Below are 16086 nucleotides of genomic sequence, written 5' to 3'. Positions count from 1 at the left end.
AATTCAAGTCGTAACCGGGTAACGTATGGATCTTTCAATCATTCTTCAGCAGCTGGTCAACGGACTCACCCTGGGTTCCGTATACGGGCTGATCGCCATCGGTTATACGATGGTGTACGGCATTATCGGCATGATCAATTTTGCCCATGGTGATGTTTACATGGTCTCGGCTTACCTGACCGCCATCATTATTGCCATTCTGGCTTTCTTCGGTATTGAATCTTTTCCCATCATTTTGCTGGCGACGCTGGCGTTTACCATTGTTATCAATGGCGTTTATGGCTGGACCATTGAGCGGGTGGCCTACCGGCCGTTACGAGGCTCTACACGACTAGCGCCGTTGATTTCGGCCATCGGCATGTCACTGGTGTTACAGAATTATGTGCAGATCAGTCAGGGTGCCAGGAACCAGGGGGTGCCGGTTCTGCTGGAAGGCAGCATCCGCATCAATATGGGCGATGGCTTTGTTCAGATGTCGTATATCCAGATGCTGATTGTCATTGCTGCATTGCTGGGGATGGGCTTGCTGACCTGGTTGATTCACCGTACCAGCCTGGGCCGTAAGTGTCGGGCCACCCAGCAGGATCGTAAGATGGCCTCCATCCTTGGTATTGATACTGATAAGGTGATTTCCACGGTGTTTGTTATCGGTGCGTCGATGGCGGCGCTGGCCGGGGTGCTGGTGACCATGAATTATGGAACCTTTGACTTCTATGTCGGCTTCATCACCGGCATCAAGGCATTTACGGCGGCCGTGCTCGGGGGGATAGGTTCTTTGCCGGGAGCCATGCTGGGCGGCATTATCCTTGGCCTGTCGGAATCCCTGTTCTCGGGCATGATCAATACGGACTACAAGGATGTCTTTGCCTTCAGCCTGCTGGTGCTGATCATGATCTTCAAGCCGAGTGGCCTGCTGGGTAAGCCGGAAGTGGAGAAAGTCTGATGCAGCCGAACGCGCAAGCAACCACCATATCCGGCACCCTTGACTGGAAGCGCAGCCTGATTGATACCTCGGCCGCCGCACTGCTGTCGCTGGTGATTTTCGGGCCCATGATCGGCTTTCTGCTGGATGGTTATGAGTTTAAGTTGCGGATGGAAACGCTGTTCGCCATTGTCGGGGTGATTGCCATCGGGCGGTTGACCATGTCGCTGTTTGTTCAAACCACAGCAGGGCAATCGTTGCTGAAGCGCTTTGGTAATCGCAAGACGGGCGTTTATGTCAAACCCCTGGGTGAGAAAAGCCACCTGCGTTATATCGTTCCATTGTTGTTTATTGCCGGTTTGATCTTTCCCTTTGTGGCCACCAAGTACTGGATCACCGTGGTGATCCTCGGTTTGATTTACGTGTTGCTGGGGCTGGGGCTCAATATTGTTGTTGGGCTGGCGGGTTTGCTGGATCTGGGATTTGTGGCCTTTTACGCCATCGGTGCTTATGGATTGGCACTGGGCTATGAATACCTTGGATTGGGATTCTGGGCCATGCTGCCTCTGGCTGCATTATTGGCGGCAGTGTTTGGTGCGTTGCTCGGTTTTCCGGTTCTACGTATGCATGGGGATTACCTCGCGATCGTCACCCTTGGGTTCGGTGAAATTATCCGACTGGTGTTGAATAACTGGACAGCTTTTACCGGTGGTCCCAATGGTATGTCTGCACCTGCGCCGACGTTGTTTGGGTTAGAGTTCAAGCGCCGGGTCAAGGAGGGAACGCCGTTTCATGAGTTCTTTGGCCTGGAATATAGTTCCAACTACAAGTTTATCTTTATCTTCCTGATACTGCTGGCCTTGGTGTGGGTCGTATTGCATATCAATCGACGTCTTACCCGCATGCCGTTGGGACGTGCTTGGGAAGCCCTGCGAGAGGATGAGATTGCCTGTCGGTCGTTGGGGATCAATCATGTGGTAGTCAAGCTCTCAGCGTTCATGACCGGGGCAGCCATTGGTGGAATAGCCGGGGTATTTTTTGCGACTTACCAGGGTTTTGTGAATCCATCGTCGTTTACATTCTTTGAATCAGCACTGATCCTGGCCATTGTCGTATTGGGGGGGCTTGGTTCTACCCGTGGTGTTGTGGTGGCTGCGTTTGTCTTGACCATCCTGCCGGAGGTGCTGCGCGATTTTGCCGAATTCCGGGTCCTGATGTTTGGCGCATTGATGGTGTTGATGATGATCTGGCGTCCACGTGGGCTGGTGCGGTTAAGCCGTGAAGCGCATTCACGACCGAAGGGGGAGTCTCAAGCCGGCATGGCGCCTGCCATGGGAGGTGCACAATGAGCACGGATATTCTCAAGGTTGATCAGTTGTCGATGTGTTTTGGCGGGATCAAGGCGCTGAGCGATGTGTCTTTCAGTGTTCGGCGAGGCAGTATTACGGCACTGATAGGCCCTAATGGGGCGGGTAAAACCACGGTTTTTAATTGTCTGACCGGGTTTTACAAGGCTACAGAGGGGCGTATCGTGCTTCATGCCAAAGGCCGTGAAACAGATATCGGTCAAGTGCTGGGAGAGGCCTTTCAAGCAAACGATTTTCTGAATCCGGTACAGTTCGGGTCACGCCTTTATTTCAAGATGTTTGGTGGTTCGCACCAGGTCAACCGCGCGGGTATGGCCCGCACGTTCCAGAATATCCGTCTGTTCAAGGAGATGACGGTGCTGGAAAATCTGATGGTGGCCATGCATATGCAGATGAACCGCAACATGATGTCCGGCCTGTTGAATACTCCGGGGTTTCAGCGATCGGAGGCCGACGGTCTGGAAAAGGCCTGGTACTGGCTGGATGTGGTCAACCTTGTTGAGCATGCCAACCGACTGGCCGGTGAGTTGCCCTATGGTCAGCAGCGACGGCTGGAGATTGCCCGGGCGATGTGCACCGGGCCGGATCTGGTCTGCCTGGATGAACCGGCAGCAGGCCTGAACCCCAACGAAACGGTGGAGCTGAGCGCCATGATTCGTCAGTTGCGGGATGATTTCGGAGTAACGGTTTTACTGATTGAGCATGATATGGGGATGGTGATGAACATTTCCGATCATATTGTGGTGCTGGATCATGGTGAGGTGATTGCCAGCGGAAAACCCGCCGCGATTCGGGACGACCCCCATGTCATTGGCGCTTACCTCGGCACCGATGAGGAAGATATGCTGGAAGCGGCCGTTTAAGGAGAGAATGATGAGTACAAGTCCGGCACTGCTTGATATCCGTAATGTGGATACGTTTTACGGTCCGATACAGGCGCTCCGAAATGTGTCACTGACGGTACAGGAAGGTGAGATCGTCAGTCTGATTGGCGCCAATGGTGCCGGTAAATCAACCCTGTTGATGACGTTGTTTGGCCAGCCCAGAGCATCGTCTGGGCAGATCCTGTTTGCAGGGGAGGATCTCCGCGAGGTGAATACGCCGGATATCGCCAGCAAGGGCATTGCCCTGGTGCCGGAAGGGCGTCATGTTTTTCCCCATATGACGGTGGAAGAGAACCTGATGATGGGGACCGTTGCCATCGGGGCGGAACACGCTGAGGAAGACAAGACGCGTATGTATGAGCTGTTTCCCCGGTTACGGGAGCGTTCCGGACAACGGGCTTCGACACTCTCCGGTGGCGAGCAGCAGATGCTGGCGATTGCCCGGGGCTTAATGAGTCGGCCCCGCCTGCTGTTGCTGGATGAGCCAAGCCTTGGGCTTGCACCCATCATCGTCAAGCAGATCTTTAAGATTCTGCGGGAGGTGGCTCGGCAGGGCATGACGATATTTCTGGTGGAGCAGAACGCCAATCACGCCCTGAAACTGGCGGATCGCGGTTATGTAATGGTGAACGGTGTGATTCGAATGACAGGAACTGGCGCTGATCTGTTGACTAACAGTGAAGTTAGGGAAGCTTACCTGGGGGGGCATCAGGCAGCCTGATCCCTCTGCAAGCATCAATTGATAATGGCCATAAAATGATAGGCAATATCAATTGATGCTGCGGTGTTAGAGTGGGTGGCAGTCGTGAAATAATTGAGATGCTAACAAAAATTGTTAGCAACCTTTGAGGATGTGAACTCAATCTATATATTTCTGCCTAATGAATAGTCGTTGTATTTAGTGTTATTTTATTTGTTGAGATGAGCATGATAATGCTGATGTATAAAATAGGGAGATGCTTATGATTTATTGTATTCCTTGCTGCTTTGGAAATATGGCCTCTGTGGGTTTTGATGGTTCAGAAAGACAACCTACATTTTGCAAAAAAACTGTTTTGGTATTAAAGGATGTATCAACATTTCTCGTTGGGTTGAGTTGTATTTTCGTCTGTATAAGGAATGCGATTTTTGAGTATAAATGTAACGCTCCTGACGATGAGCGAGCAGATGGAAAAACGTTGTTTTTCTCAACGCTAAGGGCATTTCTCTATCCTGCGCCTGGGCTTGGTGCTTTTGTTTACTGTATGAGCCGTATAATACATCGAGTCAATCCTGATTCGCCATTGGGGGTGCCTGCTGCTAAAGAGTGTAAAGAGGTGGTGGTATTGATTCCGATTATAGGTCCAGCGATTCATAATGTATTATTGAATTATGCTTCATAGAGATAGGCTATATTTTTGCACTCTGATAAATATAACTATACTGGAGGCATTTTTTTAAGGCATTGTTTTTAATTTGCTATGTCTCTTGAATATAATCATGATGCTGGTATTCAATCAAAGTCATTACTTTCTGCCAAATCTATCCGTTGTCCTGCGGGAGCTGAAATCTATGGCTTACAGCCTGTTCCAAAACCGCTAAGGCAGGGCGGAATCTGGCCCTTATTCAATATCTTTTCCAATCTGTTTATTAATCCGGGAACGCTCATTACGTCCGGAATGATGATTATGGCAGGGTTGTCGTTCCAGACAACAGTATTGCTGCAGGTTTTCTCAGTCATGCTGGGGATGATTCCGTTCTTGCTCTTTGCCCGTGCCGGTGTTCGGTATGGTATTCCCGGACAAGTGTTATGCCGTGCAGTGTTTGGCGTTCGCGGGTCACAGTGGTTGACGTCGATGTTACGCCTATTATGCTCGATTTACTGGTTTGCGTTCCAGACGGCAGCAGGCGCTCTCGCCATTGAGGCCATCCTGCGCAATTGCTTTCAGCTGTTTCTACCACTTTGGGTGATTTCGCTAAATTTTGCTCTGTTCCAGGGCGTGGTAGCCATAGTGGGATATTCCTGGCTGAAAGGTGTCTCGCTGGTCTCTTTTCCTCTTAAGGTTCTGTGTTTTTCAGCGCTGCTTGTCTTTTTGTATCGTTATGGTGGTGATGAAGCCAGTGTGAGTGTGGTGCTGGCATGGCCGGGGTACCACTGGCATTGGCCCTTGATAGCAACCTGGTTGAATACCATTGTCAGTACCTGCTTCACCTGTGTCACCGATGCTTCGGATTTTTCCCGTTATACCCGCTCTGAGAAATCATTGTGGATTGGTACGCTCAGTGGCTCGCTGGTCGGTATTGTTATTGGTGCCTTGTTTGGCGCCTACGCTGTGGTGGCGGGTGGGGCTGTCAGTATCAATCCCTTTGAAACCATTACACAGCTACAGCCAGGTGGCCTCGTTATCCTGTTGATCATGTTGGTTATTTTTCTGGATAACTGGACGATCAATGTCATTAATCTGTATACCGGTGGACTTTCTCTCTGCAACAGCGTGGAATGGCTGGGACGTTTTTGGGCGACGGTTATCGTTGTGCTGGCGGCATCCGTTCTGGCCTGTTTCCCATTTTTGATCAATAAATACTCAGACGTGATGGGCTGTATAGGGGCTTTCTTTGCACCGATTACCGGGGTGATGCTGGTTTGGTATTACTATGAATTTTCAAAACTGGACTTGGCGGCCCTTTACCAGAAGAACGGGGCCTACTGGTATCGAAAGGGGTTCAACGTATTTGCCTGTTTGCTGGCACCTGCGGGATTGCTCTTCAGCTTTTTCTTGCCCGTGACGGTTTTGCCTGCGTTACTGATTATGTTTTTGGCGAGTTTGATCTACTGGTTGTATGCGCGTCGTGAGTTTCAAGGACATTCAGAAGAACGTTATTTGAATCAAAATTAAAAAGAGAAAACGGACTGGAAAGATAGGGGAAATACATGAAATAAAATAATGGTAGCGGGGGCCAGATTTGAACTGACGACCTTCGGGTTATGAGCCCGACGAGCTACCAGGCTGCTCCACCCCGCACCGAAAAGATAAAACGCACACTGTGTTGGTAGCGGGGGCCAGATTTGAACTGACGACCTTCGGGTTATGAGCCCGACGAGCTACCAGGCTGCTCCACCCCGCACCGAAAAGATAAAACGCACATTGTGTTGGTAGCGGGGGCCAGATTTGAACTGACGACCTTCGGGTTATGAGCCCGACGAGCTACCAGGCTGCTCCACCCCGCACCGAAAAGATAAAACGTACACTGTGTTGGTAGCGGGGGCCAGATTTGAACTGACGACCTTCGGGTTATGAGCCCGACGAGCTACCAGGCTGCTCCACCCCGCACCGAAAAAGACAACATGTACTCTGTTGGTAGCGGGGGCCAGATTTGAACTGACGACCTTCGGGTTATGAGCCCGACGAGCTACCAGGCTGCTCCACCCCGCACCAGAGAGATGCCGAATTATAAGGAGCAAAGCGCTAATGTCAATTGATAACCAGAAATGGACGAATGTTTTATATCTGATCAGGTGCCGTTACTCACCCTTTTGTTCGGGGGCGGTGTACGATGCTTAGCGTTGTCCTTAAGTGGTGGGGCCATCTAATAACATGACAAGTAGCCGTTTAGTACGCGCCATTCCGATACTGCAGTGTTCCCAAGGGAGCGGTGTGCTCGTTATTCCTCGAGTGTCATTGAGGTCGTATCCATTATAGGTGCGTCAGGCATTGATAACTGTTGGAAGCCTGGAATCTGACGACTGCAAAACCACGCACAAATACCTAGAAAAATTGTGGCTGTCGTGCCATTTCTATCGCTTTGCTATTAGGGCATCTTGGCTGTGGAGGTAGAAACCTCCATGGTGGGCAGAAGAGGAGGGACAAGTCATGAAAAAGTTTCTTATGACCTGGGAAGAAGTCCTTGGAGCCATTATCGTCACCTTGTTCATGCTGTTTATGGCCGCGGGTCTTCTGTTTTCTACAGCAGGTTTTCATCTGATTGTGGAATAACAGGATTCGTCAGTGATAAGGGGTATCACGGCAGCAGGCTCAAAAAGGGCTTCCGGAAGAAGCCCTGTTATTAGATTTACGCCGCGGAAACGCGGTTGTCGATCAGATGATTGACGACAGCGGGGTCGGCCAGGGTGGAGGTGTCGCCCAGGTTTTCAAATTCACCACTGGCAATTTTGCGCAGAATCCGGCGCATGATTTTGCCTGAGCGGGTTTTGGGCAGTCCGGGTGCGTGCTGGATAATGTCCGGTGTGGCAATGGGGCCGATTTCCTTGCGAACCCACTGCTTCAGCTCTTTTTCCAGATCAACACTGTATTCCACGCCCTGATTGAGGGTGACATAGACATAGATACCCTGACCCTTGATGTCATGGGGATACCCTACGACTGCCGCTTCAGCGACCTGCATATGGGCGACCATAGCGCTTTCAATTTCAGCGGTTCCCATACGATGGCCTGAGACATTCAGCACATCATCGACCCGTCCAGTAATCCAGTAGTAACCATCTTCATCCCGTCGTACTCCGTCGCCGGTGAAATACATACCCTTGAAGGCGGAGAAATAAGTCTGCACAAACCGTTCATGATCACCGAATACTGTGCGCGCCTGTCCCGGCCAGCTGTCGATCATCACCAGGTTACCTTCGGCAGCGCCTTCCTGAAGATTGCCCTGACCATCGACCACGGCGGGTAAGACACCAAAGAACGGTCGAGAGGCTGAACCGGGCTTGAGCGCTGTGGCGCCGGGCAGCGGAGTGATCATGATGCCGCCGGTTTCAGTCTGCCACCAGGTATCAACGATAGGGCATTGGCTGTTGCCAATGGTGTCGTGATACCAGACCCAGGCCTCCGGGTTAATGGGTTCACCGACACTGCCCAGCAGCTTCAGGCTGGAACGGTGTGTGTCATCAATGGCTGCTGTTCCCTGGGCCATCAGGGCACGAATGGCCGTCGGTGCTGTGTAAAGAATGTTGACTTGGTACTTATCGACAATCTGGCTGATACGGTTGGTGGTGGGGTAATTGGGCAGTCCTTCATGCATGACGACGGTGGCGCCATTGCACAGTGGGCCATATACCACGTAGGAGTGTCCGGTGACCCAGCCCACATCGGCATTACACCAGTAGACGTCGCCGTCTTTGTAATCAAACACATACTGATGGGTGAGTGACGCATACACCAGGTAACCACCGGTGGTATGCACGACACCTTTTGGCTTGCCGGTGGAACCGGAGGTGTAGAGGATAAAGAGCGGGTCTTCTGCGCTCATCTCCCGGGCATCGCAGTGGGGTGAGGCCAGATTTTCCAGGTCATGCCACCAGACATCGCGGTGATGGTGCCAGGCAATATCAGCGCCGGTACGGCGATAGACAATAACCTTTTCCAGCGATTTGTTTTCAGGATGCGTCAGCGCTTCATCCACATTGGCTTTCAGTGGCACGGTCTTGCCGCCACGTACGGCTTCGTCTGCCGTGATCATGACCTTGGCGCCGCTGTCGATGATCCGGCCAGCGACGGCTTCGGGGGAAAATCCGCCAAAGATCACTGAGTGAATGGCGCCTATCCGGGTGCAGGCGAGCATGGCAACTGCAGCTTCAATAACCATCGGCATATAGATAGCAACAACATCACCCTGGCGAACCCCCTGGGATTTCAGGGCATTGGCAACGCGACAGACTTTGTCGTGAAGTTCCGCGTAGGTGACCTGACGCTCGTCACCGGGTTCATCCCCTTCCCAGTAGATAGCCACCTGGTCACCTTTCTCTTCCAGGTGACGGTCCAGGCAGTTGTGGGAGACATTGGTGGTGCCATCATAGAACCACTTGATTTCGACATGGTGATCGTCGAAGGAAACGTCTTTGACCTTGCTAAAGGGTTTGAACCATTCAATGCGTTGTGCCTGTTCACGCCAGAACCCTTCCGGATTAACGACGGATTGCTGGTACATCTCTCGGTATTTTTCGTCGTCGGCCCAGGCGTTGGCGGCTACATCGGGGTTCACCGGGTAGGTACGGTATTCAGGCATATCCTTGGAGGACTCGTCAGCAACGTGTGCAGAAGTATAGTGAGTATTCACGGGCGGTCCTTTTTGTTGTTTTGCTTGTTTTTGTTGTCTGATTATTTCGCCACTGGCGTTGATAGTTCACCGATTCGTGGGAGATTTCAAGCTCAGGGCCAGATTGCATTGATCATCACGAGGACTCCATTAGACCTTGGTCTAATGCCTGTAAGATCTTCAACGTGGTGGTGAGAATGGGTTAGAAATTAACGTTTCAGTCTGATAGTGACAATGAATTTTGGGCACATTGCCTCTGCTTTTTTGAGAAGAAACTCATTGGAAGGACCGGCTCCGGAGAAAGGGTTAGGATCAATATCCAGGCCTTGGCTAAAGACAGAGTGCCGATTTTCTTTAATCGTTTGATGATTATCTCTGCGCAAATTTCCAGGGTGCAAAATTCCACGTCGTTTTTTGGGGTGGCCAAGGATCACTTTAGCCACTAGTATTTTAAACGTTTTTGTGTGAGGTAGGTCTGGTTGACTATCACCGGGCGGTATATAAATCATCGCTTTTTTGAGTGAGTCCGTGAAATAAGTCCCTTGCCCAAGCATGCCATATCCCTTTAGCATGTTTGTCATAGCAGAGATTTCAGGTTTGAATCCTTCCTGAATAATTTTTCCCATGACTGTTTCTGAGGTTCCATGCAATAAGTAAAGCTCACCTATAGACTCCTCTAATCCTGTTGTTAAAAGGTAGGTGGTAGGTTTAATTTTCTCTAGGGGGTGAGCGTTATCGTTGAAGGCTGATCTGATGATTTTCTTATGTTGGTTGTATTGCTCTTCTAATGCTAGGTTTTCGACTTCTGTAATGTTGAGAATATCCAGTTGTAGTGCTCTTTTTTTATCTCTAAGACTCATCATCCCCTCTGATTTTAATAGTGGTTCTGAGACTGGCTCTCTGGCAGAACATTGAAGATAATTATTTATCATTTGGTAAATCGGGTTGTCTGGGTTTATTTCTTTATATGTTATTTCTTGGGAGGCTGTTGCATTGTTGCCAGTCTTCAGTTCATTTTGATTTATGCGAGTAGTCGGTGCTGTTTTTTGTACAGAGGCGGTTAATTTTACCTCTCTTTGTTTGTCATTTTCTTGGGGAAGGTTATTGGGGGGATGTCTAACGAGTTTGGCTTGAGCTGAGTTGGTTTTTTTTAGGTTCCATTGCTTCCAGGGTGATAATTGCGTGGCTTGCTTGTCAGTGCTCCTCTCTGAAGAAACTGAGCCATTGTCAGGCAGTTGGGGCGATGAAGAACTCCCTTTTGCTCTATCCATTGAGGCTACCAATAGATTGTCTTAATTCCACTATAGGATATTGTAGTGCGCTTTTAATCTGAGAAAATACTCATAAATGTAAGTTTATAGTCCTATTAGGAATATCGATTGGTACTGTAATGGTGTGACAGATATCCATCTTGATATCTTGTCACACCATTACAGAAGGCTCATATATGGCTATTACCCGACTAGTGTGAGGAAGCGCCAGATGCCCCAAGGCCTGTCTGGGAGCGAATATATTGTCCTTCAAAGCGCTCCTTTTCTTCTTCTGCAAGGTCTGACGTATCCGTGACTGAGAAGAACCAGATACCGGTAAAGGCAACCAGCATGGAGAACAGGGCCGGATACTTGTAGGGGAATACCGGATCAGCGAACCCGAGGATCTGTACCCAGACAATCGGGCCAAGAATCACCAGCGCAACGGCGGTGAGCAGTCCCATCCAACCGCCGATCTTGGCACCCCGGGTGGTCAGACCTTTCCAGTACATGGAGAGGAATAGCACCGGGAAGTTGGCGCTGGCGGCAATCGCAAAGGCCAGGCCGACCATGAAGGCAATGTTCTGTTTCTCAAACAGAATCCCGAGGCCGATGGCAACTATGCCCAGGACAACCGTGGCAATCTTCGAGACCCGGATTTCACGGGTTTCACTGACTTTTCCCTTGGCGAAGACATTGGCGTAAAGGTCATGACTGACCGCCGATGCGCCTGCCAGGGTCAGGCCGGACACTACTGCAAGAATTGTGGCAAAGGCCACCGCGGAAATAAAGCCCAGGAAGACATCGCCACCGACCGCTTTCGCCAGGTGGATAGCGGCCATATTGTTTCCGCCCAGGAGATTGCCTGCCGCGTCGCGGAATTCCGGATTGGTGTAGACCAGGACAATCGCGCCAAAACCGATGATGAAGGTCAGAATATAGAAATAGCCAATAAAGCCTGTTGCGTAGAAGACGGAACGACGGGCTTCCTTGGCATCACTGACGGTAAAGAAGCGCATCAGGATATGGGGCAAACCGGCGGTACCGAACATCAGTGCAAGCCCGAGGGATATTGCAGATATAGGATCTGACACCAGTCCACCGGGGCTCATGATGGCTTCGCCCTTCGGATGGGTTTCAACGGCTTTCTGGAACAGGGCGCCGAAATCAAAACCAACATAGTACATCACCATGACGGCCATGAATGTCGCACCGGAGAGCAGTAGTACAGCCTTGATGATCTGTACCCATGTCGTCGCGATCATCCCGCCAAAGGTGACGTAGAGCACCATCAGAATGCCAACCAGGATAACGGCATATTCATAGGGCAGGCCGAACAGTAGCTGGATCAGTTTGCCGGAGCCGACCATCTGGGCGATCAGATAAAGGGCCACTACGGCCAGTGAACCACAGGCCGCCAGCGTACGGATAGATTTCTGGCCAAGACGATAGGTGGCAACATCCGCAAAAGTGAACCGACCCAGGTTACGCAGGCGCTCCGCCATCAGGAACAGAATTACCGGCCAGCCAACGAGGAAGCCGATAGAGTAAATCAGGCCGTCAAACCCTGAGAGATAGACCAGGCCGGAAATCCCCAGGAAAGAGGCCGCAGACATGTAATCCCCGGCAATGGCCAGCCCGTTCTGAAAACCAGTAATATTGCCGCCGGCGGCATAATAATCCGCTGCTGAACGAGTACGGCGGCTGGCCCACCAAGTGATCGACAGTGTTGCGGCAACAAACGCCAGGAACATCACGATAGCAGGGATGTTCAGTGCCTGTTGCTGAACATCACCGTCAATACTGCCCGCTGCAACAGCAGCTGGTGTGGCAAGTGTCGTGCTTATCAGACCCAGAGCGGACGACAATATTCTCATTGTACTGCCTCCTCAATAATGGACCGGTTAAGCTGATCAAACTCCTGGTTGGCCCGGTGAACATAGATGCCGGTGAGCACAAAGGCGCTGAGGATAATGATGATGCCGACCGGGATGCCGAGCGTAGTGATACTGCCTGCTACAACCGGTTGTCCAAGCAGTTCAGGTGCAAAGGCAATAACCAGAATAAAGGTGAAATACAGTGCCAGCATGGCAAACGACAGTGTCCAGGCTAACCGGTTTCGTCGCTGGACTAATTGCTGGAAGCGGGGATCCTGTGCAATTTTCTTATAGGTTTCATCATGCATGGGCATGTCCTTATTGTTGTTATAGAAGACCATGCCCACGCTAACGCGAAGTGATGTGCGGCCATATCAGACTTTAGTCGTAGGGAGTCTTAGCCTGATGTCGTGCATTGCTTTTCAAGACGTGCTATCGCCTTCCCAGAGCCTTTCAGGCTGAAGTGTAAGGATGTGTTCGTGTCTTTGCTAAGTGGATACGTAACGGTGACGCGATTGCCGGTTTTCATGTCTGAGAGTAATTCCGGACTTGGCGTCTGGCGTGAGATCAGGCTCATGGTGTGGGCGCTGGCAGGCAGTGTCCATTGGCGCTCCTTATCAACACGTAGGTGAAAGGACGTCGTTATTTTCTTTCGCTGGTTCTGGTCGGGCAAATACATCGCTATGGCCAGCTGTGGATCATAGGTGGTGCAGAAAAATTCCAGAGTTTGGTGGGCGCTGAGTGTGTCCGAGCGGGCGATATGATGTTTCAGATTGCCACTGCTAAAGGTATCGAATACCCACTCGGCCTGCGACAATGAGGAAATGGGCAGAAGCATGAGAGCAAAAAGAGGAAGAAAGGTGTTGGTTTTTGGCATTATTCGTCGTTCCTCTGTGGTGTTTGTTGTATAGGTGGATTATGCCATATTCGCGCTAGCAGATAGAGTAATGTTATTCCGATCGAATTGTTTGAGATAAAGACGTTGTTTTTATGCTATTGACTTGGTCTGGTGGTGGAGTAAAAGCTGGGGTAAGTATTTTAGGTTGTGCGCATTTTTGTGATCTTTTGTGTCGTATGAATTGTCTAATTAAATAGCGTAGTTATTGTGTTTTGTTGATGTTTTCTTTTCTCTGTTTTTGTAATGGCCCTGCTTCTCTAATTTTTAAAGTGTAAATAACAATTGAATCTATGTGAATTTTAGTGGAGTGACTATCTTTGTTTTTCATTGGCTGTTGGGGGGAGCCGGTGTATGTAAAAAGTCTAGTCAAGTGAGTCAATATTTTTAAGTTGGAATGGTTGCTATCTCAATGACGGCCTCACGTTTTTTTGTCTTTATGTCTTACTTGTGTGTAATGGGGCAGTTGTCTTTTATATATATTACAGTGTTTGCTGTCGAAGCTTATGGGAGGGAGGTTATCGGTTATAATGATTTGTTGAAAAAAGAGGGTGAATTGTCGTCAATGATTAAAATGTTGGCGGAGAGAGAAGGGGTTTTAGATGATATTGTTTATGTTGGGGACGATAATAGGGTTGAGAGTTTTAATGATGTCATTCGTAATATGGATAAGGGTAAATTTATTGTTTTTGATATGGTTGATGGTAATGTGAACTCCCAAGTGATGAATCAATTTTTTAGTGGGATCGCTGCCAATAGTCATATTGTCATCGCTAGAAAATCGGATGATGGTAGTCCGGTGTTACATCAGTTGTCAGTGGTGGGTAATGGTGCTGAGTCAATAAAAACAAAACGACAATTGACTAGAGATGATAGAGAGAAGCTAGTGAATGATGTTGTGGAAATTCTGAGGGAATGGCGTGCTCAGAAAAAACTTCGGCGGCAGGACTCAAGATACTATGTAAAAAAGCCTAGAGAAAATACAATTTATCTTAATCTACGGTATATTAGCCTCCCCTGCATGGTTGGAAAAAGTTACGAAGGGAATGCTGTTACTGGGTATTCGCGCTGGAGGAAGGGTAAAATTGATGCATGCGACAAGAGTGCCAGTGTTTCTCTGTTTTTTACGATTGATTTCATTCGTTCGATCGCAGACTCAAACCTTGGAACAGAAGATGCAAAATATGTCAGAATCACGCTGGATCCAGAATCGAATGGCGGTGCTGGATGGCATATATTTGACAAGCCAAGTCATCGGCACAGCTGGTTTCTCAGCTGGTCAGATCGAGAAACATGGTTCGGGCCAGTAGTTGATTCATACTCGATAAGTATTCTTCCTCGTGACGATAGGCCAAGGTTGTACCACGCAATTCCCAGGAACCTTCCCGCGCATAGTAATGTAAGCGAAAGAACGAAAATAAAAATAGGTTTTTATGGTGGTATTTCTGGTCTAGGTAGTAATGAAGGTATTCATGAAATAAATGATATGGATGGTATTGAAAGAGATGAATATTCTTTTAATTCACTCAATATGTATGATGAGTATATTGAACCTGGCCCTAATACAGAGCAAAGTGTGCATGAGCCAGAAGGGATTGATATACCGGTGGTTAGGGAAAGTTTTAATGCATTTAAAGATTGGCTGAGCTTAACTGGTGATGCTTGTCAAGAAATGAATGATGCTTGTGATGTTTTTGAGTCATATTATGGTGATGTGCAAGGGGAAAGGGATGCAGGCCATCAGCAGCTTTATGCTGATTTGCAAAAATTAAATCAGTATATCAATCCACAAACGCATGATGATTCTTTGTCGGCAAGAGAAAGTGATGGCGATGAAAAAGCTGATGATGGAAAGATACGACGTCTTTATACTACGCATTTTTCACGCAATCGAAGTCTGAATAATGTCGGAATGTCTTCCGTTCTCAGTTATATCAGTGAGCGTTCTATTAACTATAGCAATTATGAATATATGATTACGCGTCGACAAAGTGTGTCTGGCAGCGATGATATATTGTTGACTTGGGACAGAGGATTCAATTATACCAGTCATCTATGGCGTCACCATGATAAATGTATGATCTGGTGTCAGGATTGGTTTTTTAATGACACACGGTTTTCACCAGCAGCTTATGCCAATTTCAATCCTGGTTTTTCCGTCACCTATCAAGTGCCTAGCGAAACTGTGGAGCAGTCAACATTTGATCTTGTCGCAGCTGTGAAAATTGTTGCACTGGGTGGGCGAATACAATACAAATTTTTCTATCAGGAGTATGGACCCTGGAGCCAGAAGGGAACGGAGTACAAATTTATACAGCCGATCACGATTAACTGGGATGCTGATGTCTTCCAGGAACAACTCCCCGTTTCTCTGGAATCTAACAAACAGGATGGCATGGAACGGTTATGTTTATCCAGTGCTGCCAATGGTGATAATGAAAAGGTCTCGTTAAAGGGGTGCCGAAAGCATAGGGATCAAAACTGGGTTATGGACAGTACCAACAGGATTCGGTCAATCTTTTTTCAGGATCGATGTCTGGAATATGCTAAAACGGGTACGCTGCTTATTTGCCCTTGTGCCCAGAAAGGTACGCAGAAATGGTTCTGGGACATCAATCGTCTGACGAATAATAAAAAGGAATGTTTGGATATCTCAGACAGTGGGGATCTTTATGTTCGGCAATGCTCTAAACGGACAGCTGGCTGGCGGAGTATCAATCGTATTGATAATGGTGATGTAATCCATGTTGCACCGATCGGAATACAGCAGCGTGATGTTATCGGTGATCGGCATCAATAATCCTTGAAGCTTTACTGTGAATATCGATCGTATCTCGTATCGACATAGTCACTCCGTAGTG

Annotated in this window: 13 protein-coding genes and 5 tRNA genes; 8 read left to right on the top strand and 10 right to left on the bottom strand. The window is 48.9% G+C overall.

Annotated elements, in window-relative coordinates:
• Positions 1 to 25 precede the first annotated feature (25 nt).
• From KHS78_RS01545 to KHS78_RS01520, 6 genes are all read left to right on the top strand, one after another.
• Entirely contained in the window at positions 26 to 943 is a 918-nt protein-coding gene (locus KHS78_RS01545) for an ABC transporter permease subunit (RefSeq protein ID WP_211824515.1), read from the top strand.
• Entirely contained in the window at positions 943 to 2271 is a 1329-nt protein-coding gene (livM, locus tag KHS78_RS01540; protein WP_211824513.1) for a high-affinity branched-chain amino acid ABC transporter permease LivM, read from the top strand. Before KHS78_RS01545 ends, livM begins: the two co-directional genes overlap by 1 nt.
• A complete protein-coding gene (locus KHS78_RS01535) occupies positions 2268 to 3152 on the top strand; it encodes an ABC transporter ATP-binding protein (protein ID WP_211824511.1) in 885 nt (294 codons plus the stop codon). Before livM ends, KHS78_RS01535 begins: the two co-directional genes overlap by 4 nt.
• A gap of 10 nt (positions 3153 to 3162) precedes the next feature.
• Positions 3163 to 3894, top strand: coding sequence for an ABC transporter ATP-binding protein (locus KHS78_RS01530; protein WP_211824509.1), 732 nt, complete (start codon positions 3163 to 3165; stop codon positions 3892 to 3894).
• 241 nt (positions 3895 to 4135) lie between these two features.
• Positions 4136 to 4555, top strand: coding sequence for a hypothetical protein (locus tag KHS78_RS01525; protein ID WP_211824507.1), 420 nt, complete (start codon positions 4136 to 4138; stop codon positions 4553 to 4555).
• A gap of 78 nt (positions 4556 to 4633) precedes the next feature.
• Positions 4634 to 6049: a purine-cytosine permease family protein gene (locus tag KHS78_RS01520; protein WP_211824505.1), complete on the top strand. Its 1416-nt coding sequence runs from the start codon at positions 4634 to 4636 to the stop codon at positions 6047 to 6049.
• 49 nt (positions 6050 to 6098) lie between these two features.
• Here KHS78_RS01520 and KHS78_RS01515 read toward each other — a convergent pair.
• The 5 genes from KHS78_RS01515 to KHS78_RS01495 all read right to left on the bottom strand — a co-directional run bounded on the left by KHS78_RS01515 (position 6099) and on the right by KHS78_RS01495 (position 6586).
• Positions 6099 to 6175 (bottom strand) — tRNA-Met (locus KHS78_RS01515).
• Positions 6176 to 6201: 26 nt separating this feature from the next.
• Positions 6202 to 6278: transfer RNA gene (locus KHS78_RS01510), tRNA-Met, on the bottom strand.
• Between the two features lie 26 nt (positions 6279 to 6304).
• Positions 6305 to 6381: transfer RNA gene (locus KHS78_RS01505), tRNA-Met, on the bottom strand.
• Positions 6382 to 6407: 26 nt separating this feature from the next.
• Positions 6408 to 6484: transfer RNA gene (locus tag KHS78_RS01500), tRNA-Met, on the bottom strand.
• Positions 6485 to 6509: 25 nt separating this feature from the next.
• Positions 6510 to 6586: transfer RNA gene (locus KHS78_RS01495), tRNA-Met, on the bottom strand.
• A gap of 438 nt (positions 6587 to 7024) precedes the next feature.
• On the opposite strand from KHS78_RS01495, the gene KHS78_RS22405 reads away from it, so the two are divergent.
• Positions 7025 to 7147, top strand: a complete 123-nt coding sequence (locus KHS78_RS22405) for a hypothetical protein (RefSeq protein ID WP_281416956.1) — start codon at positions 7025 to 7027, stop codon at positions 7145 to 7147.
• Between the two features lie 76 nt (positions 7148 to 7223).
• Here KHS78_RS22405 and acs read toward each other — a convergent pair whose 3' ends face one another.
• From acs to KHS78_RS01470, 5 genes are all read right to left on the bottom strand, one after another.
• Complete coding sequence (gene acs / locus KHS78_RS01490; protein WP_211824795.1) at positions 7224 to 9173, bottom strand: acetate--CoA ligase; 1950 nt, start codon at positions 9171 to 9173, stop codon at positions 7224 to 7226.
• Between the two features lie 239 nt (positions 9174 to 9412).
• Positions 9413 to 10474 carry a PARP domain-containing protein gene (locus KHS78_RS01485; protein WP_211824503.1) on the bottom strand — a complete coding sequence of 354 codons (1062 nt, stop codon included), beginning with the start codon at positions 10472 to 10474 and terminating at the stop codon, positions 9413 to 9415.
• Between the two features lie 191 nt (positions 10475 to 10665).
• Positions 10666 to 12330 (bottom strand): cation acetate symporter, encoded by a 1665-nt coding sequence (locus KHS78_RS01480; protein WP_211824501.1) that lies wholly within the window; start codon positions 12328 to 12330, stop codon positions 10666 to 10668.
• The gene (locus KHS78_RS01475) at positions 12327 to 12638 is read right to left on the bottom strand and encodes a DUF485 domain-containing protein (RefSeq protein WP_211824499.1); all 312 of its coding nucleotides are present in this window, start codon (positions 12636 to 12638) and stop codon (positions 12327 to 12329) included. Before KHS78_RS01475 ends, KHS78_RS01480 begins: the two co-directional genes overlap by 4 nt.
• Positions 12639 to 12727: 89 nt before the next feature.
• Positions 12728 to 13207: an invasion associated locus B family protein gene (locus KHS78_RS01470; protein WP_211824497.1), complete on the bottom strand. Its 480-nt coding sequence runs from the start codon at positions 13205 to 13207 to the stop codon at positions 12728 to 12730.
• Between the two features lie 430 nt (positions 13208 to 13637).
• Between KHS78_RS01470 and KHS78_RS01465 the strand changes: the two genes are divergently transcribed.
• Positions 13638 to 16025, top strand: coding sequence for an RICIN domain-containing protein (locus KHS78_RS01465; protein ID WP_211824495.1), 2388 nt, complete (start codon positions 13638 to 13640; stop codon positions 16023 to 16025).
• Positions 16026 to 16086 lie beyond the last annotated feature (61 nt).

The organism is Kistimonas asteriae (assembly GCF_018263925.1).
GTDB lineage: Bacteria > Pseudomonadota > Gammaproteobacteria > Pseudomonadales > Endozoicomonadaceae > Kistimonas > Kistimonas asteriae.
This window is presented reverse-complemented; position numbering and strand designations above follow the sequence as displayed.